At 62.5% G+C, this 16,664-nt stretch carries 12 protein-coding genes; 11 read left to right on the plus strand and 1 reads right to left on the minus strand.

Translation table 11 applies throughout. The features are described from left to right. Position 1: 1 nt before the first annotated feature. The 10 genes from ABTV29_RS17940 (at position 2) to ABTV29_RS17985 (ending at position 14,455) form a co-directional block, all read left to right on the plus strand. A complete protein-coding gene (locus ABTV29_RS17940; protein WP_433765944.1) occupies positions 2-2,317 on the plus strand; it encodes a GumC family protein in 2,316 nt (771 codons plus the stop codon). Between the two features lie 105 nt (positions 2,318-2,422). Then, a complete protein-coding gene (locus ABTV29_RS17945; RefSeq protein WP_433765946.1) occupies positions 2,423-3,814 on the plus strand; it encodes an undecaprenyl-phosphate glucose phosphotransferase in 1,392 nt (463 codons plus the stop codon). A 47-nt stretch (positions 3,815-3,861) separates the two neighbouring features. Continuing rightward, a complete protein-coding gene (locus ABTV29_RS17950; RefSeq protein WP_433765948.1) occupies positions 3,862-5,193 on the plus strand; it encodes a UDP-glucose dehydrogenase family protein in 1,332 nt (443 codons plus the stop codon). A gap of 15 nt (positions 5,194-5,208) precedes the next feature. Continuing rightward, positions 5,209-7,032, plus strand: a complete 1,824-nt coding sequence (locus tag ABTV29_RS17955; protein ID WP_433765950.1) for a WecB/TagA/CpsF family glycosyltransferase — start codon at positions 5,209-5,211, stop codon at positions 7,030-7,032. Further along, the gene (locus tag ABTV29_RS17960) at positions 7,029-8,141 is read left to right on the plus strand and encodes a glycosyltransferase (RefSeq protein ID WP_433765952.1); all 1,113 of its coding nucleotides are present in this window, start codon (positions 7,029-7,031) and stop codon (positions 8,139-8,141) included. Before ABTV29_RS17955 ends, ABTV29_RS17960 begins: the two co-directional genes overlap by 4 nt. Beyond that, positions 8,138-9,478 carry an O-antigen ligase family protein gene (locus tag ABTV29_RS17965; protein WP_433765954.1) on the plus strand — a complete coding sequence of 447 codons (1,341 nt, stop codon included), beginning with the start codon at positions 8,138-8,140 and terminating at the stop codon, positions 9,476-9,478. Before ABTV29_RS17960 ends, ABTV29_RS17965 begins: the two co-directional genes overlap by 4 nt. Then, a complete protein-coding gene (locus ABTV29_RS17970; protein WP_433765956.1) occupies positions 9,472-10,407 on the plus strand; it encodes a glycosyltransferase family 2 protein in 936 nt (311 codons plus the stop codon). Before ABTV29_RS17965 ends, ABTV29_RS17970 begins: the two co-directional genes overlap by 7 nt. Before the next feature lie 44 nt (positions 10,408-10,451). Next, positions 10,452-11,870: an oligosaccharide flippase family protein gene (locus ABTV29_RS17975; RefSeq protein WP_433765958.1), complete on the plus strand. Its 1,419-nt coding sequence runs from the start codon at positions 10,452-10,454 to the stop codon at positions 11,868-11,870. 41 nt (positions 11,871-11,911) lie between these two features. Further along, the gene (gene galE, locus ABTV29_RS17980; RefSeq protein ID WP_433765960.1) at positions 11,912-12,967 is read left to right on the plus strand and encodes a UDP-glucose 4-epimerase GalE; all 1,056 of its coding nucleotides are present in this window, start codon (positions 11,912-11,914) and stop codon (positions 12,965-12,967) included. Between the two features lie 12 nt (positions 12,968-12,979). After that, positions 12,980-14,455 carry a family 16 glycosylhydrolase gene (locus tag ABTV29_RS17985; protein WP_433765962.1) on the plus strand — a complete coding sequence of 492 codons (1,476 nt, stop codon included), beginning with the start codon at positions 12,980-12,982 and terminating at the stop codon, positions 14,453-14,455. A gap of 127 nt (positions 14,456-14,582) precedes the next feature. Here the strand turns inward: ABTV29_RS17985 and ABTV29_RS17990 are convergent, their stop codons facing one another. Then, a complete protein-coding gene (locus tag ABTV29_RS17990) occupies positions 14,583-15,371 on the minus strand; it encodes a DeoR/GlpR family DNA-binding transcription regulator (protein ID WP_433765964.1) in 789 nt (262 codons plus the stop codon). Between the two features lie 521 nt (positions 15,372-15,892). On the opposite strand from ABTV29_RS17990, the gene ABTV29_RS17995 reads away from it, so the two are divergent. Beyond that, complete coding sequence (locus ABTV29_RS17995) at positions 15,893-16,657, plus strand: COG4705 family protein (protein ID WP_433765966.1); 765 nt, start codon at positions 15,893-15,895, stop codon at positions 16,655-16,657. Positions 16,658-16,664 lie beyond the last annotated feature (7 nt).

The following is a 16,664-nucleotide window of genomic DNA, read 5'->3' on the forward strand; positions in this document are numbered from 1 at the left end:
CATGGACAACAGCCCAAGCACCTACATCGAACGTCCGCTTCAAGCGGTTGCCCCCGTGCAGCACAGCGAAGAAAAGGACACCATTGACCTGCTCAAACTCTGGAGAGTGATCTGGCGCGCCAAATGGAACATCAGTTGGTGCGTGCTGCTCTGCAGTGCGCTGGCCGTAGCGGTGGTGTCGAGCATCACCCCGCAGTACATCGGCAGCACCACCCTGCTGATCAAGGACACCGCCCCGCCGCCGCTGAACTTTCAGCAGACGACCGACAAGGGCGGGCCGACGCCCGACTACCTGCAAACCCAACTGGCACTCCTGCAATCGCGGGACCTGGCGGAACGGGCGGTGCGCAAGCTCAAGCTGACCACCAACCCGCTGACCGATCCCCGCCAGCAACCGCATTCCTGGTTCAAGCCGCGCCAGTGGCTGGCAGACCTCAATGCAGGCCAATGGTTGCCGGGCCTGGGGTTCCTGACGCCGATGGCGACCACGCCCACGGAAGACGATGTGTTCAATGTGGTCACGCAAGACTTCATGAAGCGCACCAGCGTCAAGTTCGTCGGCAAGAGCCAGCTGATCGAAATCGAAGTGGAACTGCCTGATCCGCAACTGGCGGCCGCCGCCGCCAACGCACTGGCCCAGGGCTTTCTCGACAGCCAGTTCGATACCAGTCAGAAGTCCGCGCAAACCACCACCAGCTGGATGAACACACGCCTGATCGAGTTGCGCGACAACCTGCGCAAGGCCGAGGACAAACTTCAGGCGTATCGCGAGGAACAAGGGTTGGTGGATGTCGACGGGGTCTCCACCATCAGCGCCAACGAACTGCAAATGACCGGCAATCGCATGATCGACGCCCGCCGCGACCGCGCCGAAGCGGAAAGCCAATACCGTCAGGTACAGGGTCTGGGCAACGGCGACCTGAGCCGGCTCTCCAGTGTCCCCGCGGTGCTGAGCAATCCGCTGGTGCAGCAGTTCCAGGCCGAACTGGCCAAGGCGCAAGCCAAAGTCGAGGAACTCTCGGGGCGTTATGGTCCCAAGCACCCGTCCCTGATTTCCGCCCGTTCGGAACTGCGCACCGCCACCGAAAGCCTGCGCATCCAGGTCCGGCAAGTGATCGCCGGCATCGAGCACCAGTACCAGCTGGCGGTGGCCAGCGAAGACGCGCTGCGCAAATCCTTCAACACCAACAAGGCACAGATCCAGGACATCTCGCGCAAGGAATTCCAGTTGCGCGAATATCAACGGGAGGTCGACACCAGTCGGGCGTTGTATGAAACCGTCATCACCCGGCTCAAGGAAACCGCAGCGACGTCCGACATGGACTCGACCAAGGCGCGGGTCGTCGATCCTGCCATCGTTCCCGTGGAACCCAGCAAGCCGCGCAAGACCCTGATCGTGGCGATTGTCGCCCTGGTGGCCGCGGTGATCGGCGTGGCGCTGGCCTTCCTGTTCGACGCCCTGAACAACACCTTCAAGACCGATGAGACCATCGAAAGCACCCTCAACATACCGCTGCTCAGCGTGGTGCCCCTGGTGGCGAAGAAGAGCCGGCGGCAACTGGCGCGCCTGTTCGACGACAACGACAACCCGCGATTCTCCGAAACCATTCGCAACCTGCGCACCTGGTTGATGCTGCAGGAAAGCGAGGCACCATCGCAGGTTGTGCTGGTGACCTCGACCGTCCCCGAAGAAGGCAAGAGCACCATCGCCAACAACCTGGCCAGCTCACTCACCCCGCTGGAGCGCGTCCTGCTGATCGATGCCGACATGCGCCAGCCCACCCTCTCGCTGAACTTCGACTTCCCGCCCGACACCCCCGGGCTGGCCAACGTAATTGCCGGCACTGCACGCCTGGAAGATTGCATTCGCACCGTGGGCAACCTCGACATGTTGACCGCCGGCAGTTTCCCCTCGCCGGCGCAGGACCTCTTCAGTTCACCACGCCTGACTTCGCCTCTGGCCCAGGGCGATCCGCTGCTGCAACCGCCGCCCCAGGATCTGCTCAGCTCGCCGCGTCTGGCGCGCATCCTCGAAGTGCTCAAGACGCGTTACCGGCACATCATCATCGACTCGCCGCCGGCGGAAATGGTCAGTGATGCGCTGTTGCTGGCCCAGCATTCGGATGCGGTGATCTACGTGGTCAAGGCCGACAGCACGCCGGTCGGCCAGGTGCAAAAGCACCTCGCCATGCTGCAACAAAGCCACGTGGCGGTGTTCGGGGTGGTGCTCAACCAGGTCGACCTGCGCAAGGCGCGCAAATACGGCGGCTACAGCCATTCACAGACGTTCCACAACTACGAGTACGCCTCCCGGTAGCACTCGGAACGCCGGGCCTCGATTGCCACTTTTGAACTCACTCGAACCGATACCCGTCGGCAGCGTCCCTGCGCCGGCGCCTGCCCCTGTCTAGAGATTGAGCCAATGACACCGCAAATAACCCATCAAATAGAGAACCGTCGAGGGCTGACCTTCTGGGGGCAGTGGCTGTGCGCAATGGTTCTGGTCAACCTGCTGCTGATGCTGCTGGTGTATTGGCGGGTCGGCAGCCTGACCAGCGAATATCGCGTGCTGATGACCCTCAGTGTGCTCGGCTCGATGCCGATCTACAGCGCCATGCAGGTCTATCACAAGCGTCATGGCCTGTTGAACGGCGCCGGGCGATTGCTGGCCGGCTGGCTGATTCTGCTCGCAGTGCTCATGGCCATCGCCTTTATCACCCAGACCAGCGTGCGGTTCTCCCGTCAGGTCATCATCGTCTGGGCCATCCTGGGTTTCGTGGTGCAGGCCTTGAGCTTCCTGCCGCTGCATTGCCTGGCCCGGCTGCATGCGCGCAAGCTCTGCAACCAGCGTCGTTCGATCATCATCGGCACCTGCCCGACCGCCGATGAGCTGGCCAGAAAGCTCATCACGCCAGAACATGCACGGGTACTGGGTTTCGTCGCCACCCAAGACCTGACGGGCCCGGCGCCCAGCGTCCTGCCGCTGCTGGGCCGGGTTTGCGAGATCCGCGAAATCATCGCGCAGATGGACGTACGGCGCGTCTACATCGTCCTGCCGATGGCGCAAGCCGAACTCATCGAAGCCTTGTACATCGACTTGCTGGACATGAACGTCGACGTGGTGTGGATCCCGGACCTGGGCAGCATGGTGCTGCTCAACCAGTCGATCTCCGAGATCGAGCGCATGCCGGCGATCTACCTCAACGAAAGCCTGATCAGTTCCCACCCCGGCAGCCTGCTGTGCAAGGACCTGCTCGAACGCAGCCTGGCGGCGGTGGCCCTTCTGGTGCTCAGCCCGCTGCTGGCAGGCGTGGCGATTGCCGTCAAGGTCACCTCCCCCGGCCCTGTACTGTTCAAGCAGAATCGTCACGGCCACGACGGGCAAATCATCAAGGTCTGGAAGTTTCGCTCGATGCGTGTGCATGACGACCAGCAGGTGCGCCAGGCCACCCGCGACGATGACCGCGTCACCCCGCTCGGGCGCTTTCTGCGCCGCTCCTCCATCGACGAATTGCCACAACTGTTCAACGTGCTCTTCGGCCAGATGGCCCTGGTCGGGCCGCGTCCCCATGCGGTGACCCACAACCTCTACTACACCGGCAAGGTGCGCGCCTACATGGCCCGTCATCGGCTCAAGCCCGGCATAACAGGTTTGGCACAAATCACCGGGCACCGGGGTGAAACCGAGACCGTGGAAAAAATGCAGCTGCGCGTCGCCCAGGACCTCAACTACATCAACCAGTGGTCGCTGTGGCTGGACATCAAGATCCTGGTCAAGACGCCCTTCACCCTGTTTTCCAAAGACATCTACTGACGCTTTATCGACGTGGATCGATCCCAAGATGCCCGGAGGTTTTCCCGATGAATGTGAGCGTATTCGGAATTGGCTATGTCGGCCTTGTACAGGGTGCGGCGCTGGCGGAAGCAGGCCACAACGTGCTGTGCGTGGATGTCGACGCCGGCAAGGTGCAGGCGCTCAGGGACGGCACGCTGCCGCTGTACGAACCGGGCCTGAAAAGCCTGGTTCGCGAAAATTACCAGAGCGGACGGCTGCGATTCGACACCGACCTGGTCGCCGCCGTGCACCACGCGCAGTTGCAGTTGATCGCCGTCGGCACGCCGCCGGATGAAGACGGCTCGGCCGACCTGCAGTACGTGTTGAGCGTGGCGGACACCATCGCCCGGCACATGCAGCGCCACCAGATCGTCGTCGACAAATCCACCGTGCCGGTCGGTACCGCCGACCGGGTGTGCGCACATATCGCCCAGGTCCTGGCCGACACCGGTCGCAGTGAGCTGACGTTCGATGTGGTGTCCAACCCGGAGTTTCTCAAGGAAGGCTGCGCCGTCGAGGATTGCATGCGCCCGGACCGGATCATCATCGGCACCGACAGCCCCGACGCCGAGGCGGTGATGCGCGAGTTGTACGAGCCCTTCAATCGCAACCGGGAAAAAATCGTTGTCATGGACGCCCGCAGCGCCGAACTGACCAAGTACGCCGCCAACTGCATGCTGGCGACGAAGATCAGCTTCATGAACGAAATGGCCAACCTTGCCGAAAAACTCGGGGCCGACATCGAAATGGTGCGCCACGGCATCGGCTCCGATCCGCGCATCGGCTACCAGTTCATCTACCCGGGGCTGGGTTATGGCGGATCGTGCTTTCCCAAGGACGTGCAGGCGCTGATCCGCATCGCCGATGGCGTCGACTTCGATGCCCGGGTGCTCAAGGCGGTCGAGGCGCGCAACCACGAACAGAAACACACGCTGTTCAGAAAGATTTTCGAGCACTTCGACGGCGCACTGCGGGGCAAGACCTTTGCCCTGTGGGGCTTGAGCTTCAAACCCAATACCGACGACATGCGCGAAGCCCCAAGCCGGGTCCTGATGGAAGCCTTGTGGAAAGCCGGGGCGAGCGTCCAGGCATTCGACCCCAAGGCCATGGAGGAAGCCCAGCGCATCTATGGTTCGCGCGATGACCTGACCCTGACGGGCACCAAGGAGGCGGCCCTGAAAAATGCCGACGCCCTGATCATCGCCACCGAATGGCAATCGTTCCGTGCCCCGGATTTCGACTTGCTCAGTGAGCGCCTCCGGCAGCCGGTGATTTTCGACGGACGCAATCTGTTCGACCCCCAGCGCCTGAAAAACCGTGGTTTCACCTACTACTCCGTAGGCCGGCAGACACTTTGATCAAGGAGTCAGGCGATGATCAGGCTCAAACTGGTCGAGCAGTTCACACCCGAGCTGCTTAAAACCAACAAGGCATTTTCCTTCATCAATTTTGCCTCCATCGGCAGTCTCCTCGAACGCTCCGGGGACAACCGCCTGGAGGACAGCGGCATCCACTACTTCTGCGACGGCATGCTCCTGTCGACCTTCATGTCGCGCATGACCGGGCAGCCCGTGGAGCGAGTCAGTTTCGACTTCACGTCCATCGCCGATCCGGTGCTGCGCACTGCCGAACAACGAGGCCTGCGGCTGTACTTCGTCGGCGCCCGGCAAGTGGAGCTGGACCTGTTCCTGCTCAAGATCAGGGACCGTTATCCGCACTTGAGAATCGCCGGTTCGCACAACGGTTACTTCGATGCCGCGCAAGCGCTGGAGATTCATGCCGACATTCGCGACACCGCCACGGACATCCTGATCACCGGGCTGGGTGCCGGGTTGCAGGAACAGTTCGTCCAGCAGGCCCTGGACCTGGGTTTTGCCGGGGTGGCCTTCACCTGTGGCGGTTTCATTCGCCAACAAGCCACGGCGACCCTCAACTACTACCCCGAGATCATCAACCGCCTGCATTTGCGCGCGTTCTATCGCATGTACCGCGAGCCGCACACGATCAGGCGCTACCTGTTCAACTACCCGAGCAACTTTCTGCGACTGTGGTCCATGTTCGCCCGCCGCAAGGTGGCCGTTGACTTGCTGCGCCCCGAAGGCGGGGAAGCGAGCATGAAGATCCTGTTCATTCTCAAGGACTTCATCCCCGGTGGAGGCGTCGAGGGTGTACAGCAGCGCCTGGCGGGGCAATTTTTGCAGGAAGGTCGCCAGGTCGGCTTTTTCGTCATGAACGGCGATACGCCGCAGCAGCCAGGCGCGACGTTTTACCAGGGCGCGGGCAAGGGCCTGACCGGGCTGCTGCGGTCAGTCCTGTTGCTGCGCCGGATCATTCGCCGTGAAGGCGTGACGCACCTGATCGCCGCCAAGGAACAGGCCAATATCTGCACCTGGTTTGCCACGCTGAACTGCCGCTGCCGAGTCATTTACGCGCGCCACGCCGCCCTTGACTGCGCGGAGCAGAAAACCGGGCCGGTCAGCCTGCGCCTGCTCTACGCGTTGTACCTGTGCGGCAGCGGCAAGGTCGTCGCGGTATCCAACGGCCTGCGCCAGGGCCTGGCAGAGCTGATGCCCTGGGGACGCCAGCGCATCCGTTACTGTCCCAACGCGGTGATTACCGAGTCCATGCTCAACGCCGCACAGGCACCCTTGCCCGAAGGCATCCCCGCAAGCTACTGGCTGGGCGTGGGCCGCTTGGTGCAGCCCAAGGGTTTCCACTTGCTGCTCGATGCCTACGCCATGGCGTTGGCGGGCACACAGCCCTTGCCGGACCTGGTGATTGCCGGCGATGGCCCGGAACGCGCCGCGCTGACCGCACAGGCTCGACGCCTGGGCATCGCCGGGCGTGTGCATTTCACCGGTTTCCTGAGCAACCCCTACCCGCTGATCCGCCACGCCCGCCTGCTGATTCTCAGCTCTTTCCATGAAGGCTTGCCCACGGTGCTGATCGAAGCCCTGGCCCTGGGTACCCCGACACTGGCCTGCGATTGTGGCAGCGGCCCCCGGGAGCTGCTCGAGCACGGCCGGCTGGGGCGTCTGGTGAAGGTCAATGATGTAGCCGCGCTGGCAGAAGGACTGCTGCACAGCCTCACTCCGGAGGGTCCGGGTATGCCGGCCGGCCGCATCGCCGAAGAAACGGTTCGCCAGTACGGCAGTCGCCAGGCCGCACAGGCCTACTACCAGGTATGGAACCTATGAAGAAGCTGTTGATCATCCTGCATGACCTCAGCGCCGGCGGTGCCGAGAAGATGATGGCGCGCCTGGCCGGAGCAATGGCCGACGCCGGGGTTGATGTGACGCTGTTGATGCTCACCGGTGGCGGTGTGCATGCCCGGGGCCTGGACCCTCGCGTCAAACAAGTCGAGCTGCAAAGCGGGCGCAGTGCCAATGCCGTGCCGGCCCTGGCGCGATTTCTGCGGCGCAATCGTTTCGATGCCCAACTGGCCGCCCTCACCCACGTCAACGTGATCGCGATTGCCGCCGCGGCGTTGTCCGGGACCCTGTCGCGCCTGCATGTCAGCGAACGCAACGCGTTTTCCCACGACAAGCACGTCAACCCGTCACTGCGGGTACGACTGGCCTACGAGGTGGCGCCGCTGCTGTACCGGCTCATCCCCAATCCGGTGATCTGCGTGTCACGGGGGGTTGCCGAGGATCTGGTGCAAACCACCATCGCCCGCCCGCGCGACGTCACCGTTGCCGACAACCCGGTGCTGGACAACGACTTCCACCACCGGCCGCCACCTGCGCCAGAGCATCCCTGGCTACAGGAAAAAACCACACCGGTGGTGGTCGCCGTGGGGCGCCTGGCGCACCAGAAGGGCTTTGACACCTTGATCGATGCCTTCGCCCGGCTGCCGGATCGCACAACGCGCCTGATCATCTTCGGTGAAGGCGCGCTCAGGGAGCGCTTGCTCGATCAGGCCCGTGCGCTTGCCGTCGCCGATCGGGTCGACCTGCCGGGCTACACCGCCGACCCCATGGCGCAAGTCGCGGCGGCCGATTGCTTTGTGCTGTCGTCGCGTTTCGAGGGCAGCCCGAACGCACTGGTCGAGGCCCTTGCCACTGGCACGCCGGTGGTCGCCACCCGCTGCCCCCATGGCCCGCTGGACATTCTCCAGAATGGCGTCGTCGCGCCGCTGGTGCCGGTCGATGACCCTGGGGCGCTGGCGCAAGCCATCAGCGCCGAACTCAACGCCCCGTTCGATACACGGCGCCAGACACGTATCGACGCCGCCGCCCGCTTCATGAATGCGCGGGCGGTGAAGACCTACCTGCGCGCCTTGCTCGGGAGTCCGCAGCCATGAACTCACTGCCCGTCAGGTACAGCACGCTGCGCGATCTGTTCGCGTTGTTCGGCGTGTTGTTTTACATGCAAGTGATCGCCTTTTTTACCAGCCTGGGCGGCGCATCGGGCGTGGACGACGCCCAGCGTGACCTGGAGGGCAACCTGGTCAATCAGGTCTGCGGGCTGATCACTTTGCTGGTGCCGCTGTTTTTCTTCATCCGCCACAAGGTTTTCCTCAGCAAAACCTTTTATCGGCAAAACGCCTTTCTCCTGCTGTTCGTACTCTGCGTCGCCGCGTCGATCAGTTGGTCCCAGGACCCGATACTCAGCCTCAAACGCTTTGTCGCGTTGATGAGCGTGGTGTTTTTCGCCGGCTACATCGCCTACAACTACAGCCTCGAAAAAATCAGCTTCGTGCTTGGCTGCACCATCGGCGCCGCTGCGTTCATCGGGCTTGTCTGTGCCCTGGTCCTGCCGGACATTGCTTTCATTTCCGGAGGTATTCGCGACGGCGCGTTCAAGGGGATCTTCCCGGAAAAAAACGCCGGCGCGCGGATCAACGCCATCGCCATCGTGTTGCTGCTGCCGATGATCCGCCGACGCAACCCCTGGGCCATGTTCAGCGCCCTGTGCTCGCTGGTGGCCATCGGGCTGGCGCAGTCCGCCACGGGGCTGGCGCTGATTTGCGCCGGGGCGGCGAGCTACTGGTACTTCCTGACGATGATCCGCCTGCGCATCAACCGTTCGCTGCTGGCGTTCTTTGCCGCCACGGTGCTGTATGGGCTGATCTGCGCGTTTCTCTACGGCAACTACACACTGTTGCTGGAACTGCTGGGGCGTGACCCGACACTCACCGACCGCATGCAGATCTGGGAGCTTCTGAGCCCCTTCATCGATGCCCAAATGGTCAGGGGCTACGGCTTTGGTGCCTTCTGGTCCAGCGCCGATGCCGACGCGTTCATTGCGCGCTGGGGTTACATCGGCAACGCCCACAGCGGCTACATGGAAACCCTGCTCAACGGCGGCGTCGTGCAACTCACGGCGCTGGGGTTGATGCTGGCCGAAGCGCTGGTCAAGCAGTATCGCGCCGTGACGGCGGACCAGGCGGCGCAGTATCGGGCCAGTGCCCTGGTCATCATCGGCCTGTTCATCGTCACCAATTACGTGGCGTATGTGATCCCCAATTACCGCTCCGCCGAGTTTCTGGTGTTCTGCATCCTGGCCCTGTCCTTCCGGCATCACCACGCCAGGCTCGGTGCCGCCAGCCAGCGCGCAGAATCGCCCATGGCGGCGCAACGCAGAGTGTTCACTGGTGCGGCCGCCAGGGTCGCGCCCAAGGAGAAAAGCCCATGTTGAGCAACAACCCCTCTGCACCGGGTTCGGTGTGCGTGGTCATTCCGATGTTCAACGCCGCCAGCACCATCGAACAGACCCTGGCGTCCCTGACCCTGCAAACCCGCCAGCCCGATCGGGTGATCGTGATCGACGACGGTTCCAGCGACGACTGCGCGCAACGGGTCAGGGACTTTGCCGCACCTTTTCAGCTGACCCTGTTGCAGCAGGCCAACCAGGGCCCCGCCAGCGCCCGCAACCGGGGCATCTTTGCCGCCGAGGAAACCTTCATTGCGTTCCTCGATGCCGATGATCAATGGCATCCGCAGAAGCTGGAAAAACAGCTGGCGCTATATGACCGCCTGACCGCCCAGGGGCATGCGGTCGGGCTGATCGATTGCTATCAGATGAGCGTGTTCAGCGATGGCCGGCAGCAGCTTGAAGAGCGCTGCAAAGGCGGCAATCACTTCGCCGATTTCATCCGCGAGAACGTCATCAACGGTACGTCCGGCGTGCTGGTGGTGCGTGAAGTGGTCTGTGCGCTGGGCGGCTTCGATCAATCCCTGCGTTTCGCCGAAGACCGCCTGCTATGGACTCGGATCGCCGAGGGTTGGGAGATCCATACCGTGTCGCAGGTTCTGCTCAGGCGCGCAGTGGACAGCGACAACATCACCGCGCAGCCACAAAAATACTACCCCTACAAAGTCAAATTCATCGAGCTGTACCTGGCGCGCTACGGCGAGCGACTGACCCGGCAACAGCGCATTCATTTCGTATTGGCCAACCATGCCGAATTTCTCAATGCCTTCTCCCGGCGTGGCGATCATGCGCAGGTGATCAAGGTGTTCGGGCAGATGCTCGGCCACTCCTGGCAGACGCTGATTTTCTTCCATGGCAAACCGACCCTGCGCTACCTCTACGCGCGGTTCAGAACGTTGCTCAAGCCGTCCTGATTGGTCGGTTCCATTCAATCGAATGCCCCACCGGGTTCCACCCCATGACCAATCAACGCCTCGTCACACTGACCTGGATCTTCACCGAGAAATTCGGCCTGATCTTCCTGTCGATGATCACCTTCATCATCTATGCCCGGTTGCTGTCGCCGGAAGAACTGGGCGTGGGCACGATCATCATCGCCATCGTCGAAGTGATCGGCATCCTCTACTCCTCGGTGCTGGAAGATCCGCTGGTGCGCCTCGAACGCCTGGACGAGCGCCAGATTGCCACGGCGTTCTGGGCGGCGGTGCTGGCCAGCCTGGTGTCGATCGCGATCATCAGCGGCGTGGCGGTGCTATGGCTGGACTCCCCCAGCCTGCAATGGATGACCGCAGTGGCCTCGGTGAAGATCCTGTTCACCATGATGGCGCGGGTGTATGTCGCGCAAATGCGCCGCAGCAGCAACTTCAGGATGCTGGCCTCGCGCACCCTGCTGGGCAAGGTGTTCGGCGGCGTGACCGGCATCGCCGTAGCGCTCTGGGGCCTGGGCGCCTGGGCGGTGATTACCCAGGCATTGGTCATGGAGTTGGTGTCCATCGTGGTGTTGATGAACGGCGACCGTCGCCGGATCCCATGGATCATCGACGGCCCGTTTCTGCGCGAACTGATCAGGACCGGCCTGCCGGTGGCCATCAACACCCTGAGTTCGCAAACCCTGCAGCGCGGGGTCAACGTGGTCCTTGGCATCACCGCTGGCACCCATGCCGTGGGCATGTTCAACCTGGCGATGCGCATCATCGACCTGCCGCGCACGGCGTTCTACAACGGCCTGATGAGCTACGCCCTGCCGGCGTTCGCCAGGCGCAGCGCCGAACCAGCGCGGTTGATCGGCTTCATCTGCGATTCGACAGCGGTCAGCGGCTTCCTGCTGACACCGGTTTTCATCGGCATTGCCGTCACCGCCGAGGACATCATCCTGCTGATCTTCGGCGCCAAGTGGGCGGACGCGATCCCCCTGCTGCAAGTGCTGGCCTGCACCGCCGCCATCGGCAACACCGCGATGTACGCCACCACGGCGCTGGTGGCCGTCAACCGCACGCACCTGACCCTCAAGGCGGAAGTGGGCACCACGCTGCTGGCACTGGCACTGGTCTACGGCCTGGGCCCGCTGTATGGCGGCATGGCCGCCGCCCTGGCATTGCTTGCGCGGATGGTGATCGTGACGCCGTTGCAGATTCGCGGCCTGAAGGCGGCCATCGGTTATGACTGGCACGCGTTTTTCACCTCCAACTACCGCAGTGTGGCGGCCTCGTTGGTGATGACGGCGGCGGTGCTATGGCTGGTGCCTCGGCTGTCGGTGCACGGATATGCGCACCTGGCCTGCGCCATTGGCATCGGCGCGCTGACTTATGCGCTGGCCTACAGCCTGTTGCACCCGCGCTGGCCACAGGAATTCAAATCGGTATTCACCACCCGCTGACCCTCTCCCCCCGAAACCTCTCCGTGACAGGAACGCCCACCATGCGCAAAACCACGCTGATCACTGGCGGGGCCGGTTACATCGGCTCCCATACCGTACTGACCCTCATGGACGCCGGCCACTCGGTGGTGGTGCTCGATAACCTGTGCAACAGCTGTCGGGAGTCCATCCACCGGCTGGAGCAATTGACCCACAGCAACGTCGATTTCATCGAAGGCGACGTGCGCGACACCCAACTGCTCGACGAAATTTTCGCGACCTACGACATCGACGCGGTGATGCATTTCTCCAGCCTGAAATCCGTCGCCGAAAGCGTGCGCAAGCCGCTGGAGTACTACGCCAACAACGTGGCCGGCACCTTGAATCTGTGCCAGGCCATGGCCCGGGCCCACGTATTCAAACTGGTGTTCAGTTCTTCGGCGACGGTCTATGGCGACCCCGCGCAGATCCCGATCGCCGAAGACCTGGGCACCGGCCATCCGGTCAATCCCTATGGCCGCAGCAAGCTGATGATCGAAGAGCTGCTACAGGACCTGGCGTTGTCCGAACCGCGCTGGAGCATCGCGCTGCTGCGCTACTTCAACCCCATCGGCGCCCACGAAAGCGGGTTGATCGGCGAAGACCCCCATGGCCTCCCCAACAATTTGCTGCCCTGCCTGACCCAGGTCGCCATCGGTCGGCTCCCGGAGCTGACGGTGTTCGGCAACGACTACCCCACCGTCGATGGCACTTGCGTGCGCGATTACATCCACGTGGTCGATGTGGCCGAAGGGCATCTCAAGGCGTTGCAGATGTTGCATTACAGCCCAGGCATCAACATCTGGAACCTCGGCACCGGCACCGGCTACAGCGTGCTGCAGATCATTCACAGCTTCGAAGACGTGACCGGCATCAGGATCCCCTACCATTTCGCCCCGCGCCGTGCCGGTGACATTGCCCAATGCTGGGCCGACCCCAGCAAGGCCGAGCGCGACCTGGGCTGGCACGCACAACGCAACCTGGAGCAGATGATCATCGACACCTGGCGATGGCAGTCATCCAATCCCTTTGGTTACCACTCCCACCCACCCATGCCGGTAGCGATGGCCATGAAATGATGGAGCCTGCCCATGATCAGGGAATGTCTACTGGGTCTCTTGTCGATCAGCATGATGTTCGAGGTCTCGGCCGCGCCCTCGCAACCACCCACCGCGGGCCTGGTGCTGTGGCTCGATGCGGCGCAAGCCTCCAACGTCAGCCTCAATGAACAGGGTCGTGTGCTGCGCTGGCGGGACAAGTCAGGCCACGGCAATGACGTCAACGCGGACAATGCAGCGCCAGTTGCATTGCCCGAATACGTCAGCGCGGCCCTTAACGGCCATGGTGTGGTGCGATTGAATGGCACGGCGGCGTTCAGTGCCGGGGCGCTGCGCACGGCAAGAGGGCCAGTCACGCTGTTTGTCGTGTCGCGGCGGCTGCCGGAACAGGCCGGCGGCAAAGCCTGGCAACGCCTGTTCAGCTCGCGTCCACAACTGGCCGATAACGACAACGTGGCGCCGAACTTCGGCATCAGCGTGCAACAGACCACCGCCTATGAGCCTGCCCTCGCCTTCCTGGAAACCGGCGATGTGCCCCTCGGCCCGCTCGCTGTCGGCCGCAACCTGGTGGGTACTTCGGAAATCCTGCGGGGCGATATCGCCGAAGTGCTGGTGTACGACCGCCCCCTGGCCACGCAGGCCGAGCGTCAGGCGGTGTTTGGGTATCTGGCGCAAAAATGGAAAGTCGCCATCCCACCGCAAGCCAATGCCTGGACCCGTTCCGGTCCCCTCGGCCCGGTGCCGCAACGGAAAAACGCCAACCTGCCGCTGTCCGATCAGGCCAATGCCGGCCAGTGGCAACTGGACCGGCGCCTCACCGACGACTTCAGCGGCAACGCCCTCGACCCAAAACGCTGGCACGTCAACAACGCCACCGGCACTGATTCGCTGGGGCGCAAGCCAGCCCTGTTCACCCCCGAGAACGCCAGCGTCAGCGATGGTCATCTGAACATCGTCTTTCGCAAGCAAACCCTGCCCGACAAATATGTACGCCTGGGCTACAAGGACTACAGCAGCGCCATGGTCCGCACTATCGAACGCGGCAGCTACGGCTACTACGAAGCACGGGCCAGGCCCATGAACTCTGCGGGCTCCAGCGCGTTCTGGCTGGCCTGGACCGGGCTTGCCGACAATGCGACGGAAATCGATGTTTTCGAAATCGGCGGTAAAACCAAAGACGCCAGATTCGACCGTTTGTACAACATGAACGCCCATGTCTGGGCGACCCCGACCAGCGCCGCCCACCTGGCCGAAGGCGCCAGTTGGACCAGCCCCTGGCGGCTGGCCGAGGACTTTCACGTCTACGGCCTGGACTGGCAGCCCGACATCCTTCGCTGGTATGTCGACGGCGTGCTGGTCAGGGAAGCGAAGAACAGCCACTGGTTCTTCCCGATGCAGATCGTCTTCGACAGCGAAGCCATGTGGGACTGGTTCGGCGTGGTCGACGATGCCGACCTGCCGTCGACCTTCAGCATCGATTACATCAAGGTCTGGCGACGGGGCAAATAACGTAAGCCCCCTGTAGGAGCGAGCCTGCTCGCGATGTACGTCAACGATAACGCGGGTCAACTGATACCCCGCGGTGTTCTCGGGTGCATCGCGAGCATGCTCGCTCCTACGGGGGGATTTTTTTGGTTCAGATATCGACCTGCACCACCTCGATCCCCAGCGCGCGGTAGTCCTCGACATTGCCCGAGGCCACATGGCGCTCGGTAATCAGTGCATGCAGACGCGAACAAGGCGCGACCACAAACGGCTCCACCGCCCCCAGCTTGTCCGCCGTGGTCACGGCGATTACCCGGGACGCGCTGTCGAGCATCGCCTGCTTCACCGGCACTTCGTCAAAGTGCAGGGAGCTGATGCCCACTTGCGGGTGTATCGCGCAAACCCCGGTGAACAGCAGGTCGGCCTTGATGCCTTCGAGCAGGCGCAGGGTTTCATGGCCGCCGGCGGACAGGGTCGCCGGATTGAGTTGCCCACCCGCCAGAATCACCTTGATGCCCTTGTACTCGGACAAGGTGATCGCGGTCATGGGCGAGGCCGTGACCGCCGTGATGACAATGTCCGACGGCAACGAACGCGCGACCTGCAAGGTGGTGGTGCCGGAATCGAACATCACGGTCTGGCCGTTCTCCACCCAACCGGCCGCCAACTGCGCCAATCGGGTCTTCACCTCGTCGGTTTCGCTGATGCGGGTGAAGTAGTCCTTGCCGGTGTCCTTGGGCCGCGGCAGCGCCCCGCCGTGCACCCGTTGCACCAGGCCGGCGGTGGCCAGTTCCGACAGGTCGCGGCGAATGGTGTCTTCGGACACGGCGAAGTGCTGGCTCAACTCGGAGGCCATGACCTTGCCGTCGCGCTCGAGGATCAGGAGGATTTTCTGGCGGCGCAGATGAGGAAGCTCCGCCGAGGAATGCTGGTCGTGCATGTTTGTGCCCGCTTAATGCCTGTTTATGCATGTAATTGCGTGTTTGCGCGAGATTAGCCAACCCCCATGGCAAATACAAACCGACATTCCCGGAAAAGAGCACGAAGTATCATTTCTTTCGATCTTTCAAATCATTGAGCAGAATTTTTTATTTCCCCTGCCCCTGTTCAGAATGGCCCCATTAAAAATGTTCTGGACGATAACTTCATGAATCTCAATTTCGCTTTCGCCTGCATGATCGTGGTCTCGTTCACCATCGCACTGGTGCACACCTGATCGGCGCCATGGCCCTCGCGACGAGTTCCCCCTGTGTAGGAGCTGTCGAGTGAAACGAGGCTGCGATCTTTTGATCTTGTTTTTAAAAGCAAGATCAAAAGATCGCAGCCTTCGGCAGCTCCTACACAGAGCCTATGGCGTCAACGCAGCGCTCTCGTTTTCTCCCGCCTCAGTCTGAGCTAAGTTTCGGTCAGTAGCCTTTGCATTGCGCACATAAGCGCGCTGTCAAAGGAGACTCGACCGACATGAACCCGACCATCGCCGGATTGCTCAATAAAGTGCCCGAAGTGACGCTGTCCTTCTGGGTAATCAAGATCATGTCCACCACCGTGGGTGAAACCGGTGCGGACTTTCTCGCCGTCGACGCGGGCCTCGGGCTCGGCGGGACCAGTGTCGCCATGGCCGTACTGCTGGCGATCACCCTGATCCTCCAGCTGCGTTCGCGGACCTACACCCCCTGGATCTACTGGCTCACGGTGGTTCTGGTGAGCATCGTCGGCACCCAGATCACCGACATCCTCACCGACGTACTGGACGTCAGCCTGTACACCAGCACCGCGGTGTTTTCGGTGTTGCTGGTGGTCAATTTCCTGGTCTGGTACCGCGTCGAGCACAACCTTTCCATCCGTGAAATCGATACGCCCCGGCGCGAGCTCTTCTATTGGGCAACGGTGCTCTGCACCTTCGCCCTGGGCACGGCGGCGGGCGATCTTGCCACCGAAGCGCTGGGCCTGGGCTTTACCCTGGGCGCGGTGATTTTCGCCGCCTTGATTGCCGTGACCCTGATCGCCTGGCGCCTGGGCGGCAATGTGGTGCTGACCTTCTGGATCGCCTACATCCTCACCCGCCCTTTCGGTGCCTCCCTCGGCGATCTGCTGACGCAGTCCAAAACCTACGGCGGGCTGGGCATGGGCGCGACCTGGACCAGCGCCCTGTTCCTCTGCGTCATCGTCATGCTGGTCACCGTGGCGCAGATCAGCGTCGGCAACCGCAAGCAGATCACTCAGTAGCCCTTAA

Source organism: Pseudomonas putida (assembly GCF_050989985.1).
Taxonomy (GTDB): domain Bacteria; phylum Pseudomonadota; class Gammaproteobacteria; order Pseudomonadales; family Pseudomonadaceae; genus Aquipseudomonas; species Aquipseudomonas putida_AI.

Bases quoted from the DNA above. Each gene is read 5' to 3' on its own strand.
- ABTV29_RS17960 (WP_433765952.1), top strand. From the start codon at position 7,029: ATGAAGAAGCTGTTGATCATCCTGCATGACCTCAGCGCCGGCGGTGCC.
- ABTV29_RS17945 (WP_433765946.1), top strand. From the start codon at position 2,423: ATGACACCGCAAATAACCCATCAAATAGAGAACCGTCGAGGGCTGACC.
- ABTV29_RS17995 (WP_433765966.1), top strand. From the start codon at position 15,893: ATGAACCCGACCATCGCCGGATTGCTCAATAAAGTGCCCGAAGTGACG.
- ABTV29_RS17985 (WP_433765962.1), top strand. From the start codon at position 12,980: ATGATCAGGGAATGTCTACTGGGTCTCTTGTCGATCAGCATGATGTTC.
- ABTV29_RS17950 (WP_433765948.1), top strand. From the start codon at position 3,862: ATGAATGTGAGCGTATTCGGAATTGGCTATGTCGGCCTTGTACAGGGT.
- ABTV29_RS17965 (WP_433765954.1), top strand. From the start codon at position 8,138: ATGAACTCACTGCCCGTCAGGTACAGCACGCTGCGCGATCTGTTCGCG.
- galE (WP_433765960.1), top strand. From the start codon at position 11,912: ATGCGCAAAACCACGCTGATCACTGGCGGGGCCGGTTACATCGGCTCC.
- ABTV29_RS17940 (WP_433765944.1), top strand. From the start codon at position 2: ATGGACAACAGCCCAAGCACCTACATCGAACGTCCGCTTCAAGCGGTT.
- ABTV29_RS17990 (WP_433765964.1), bottom strand. From the start codon at position 15,371: ATGCACGACCAGCATTCCTCGGCGGAGCTTCCTCATCTGCGCCGCCAG.
- ABTV29_RS17955 (WP_433765950.1), top strand. From the start codon at position 5,209: ATGATCAGGCTCAAACTGGTCGAGCAGTTCACACCCGAGCTGCTTAAA.
- ABTV29_RS17975 (WP_433765958.1), top strand. From the start codon at position 10,452: ATGACCAATCAACGCCTCGTCACACTGACCTGGATCTTCACCGAGAAA.
- ABTV29_RS17970 (WP_433765956.1), top strand. From the start codon at position 9,472: ATGTTGAGCAACAACCCCTCTGCACCGGGTTCGGTGTGCGTGGTCATT.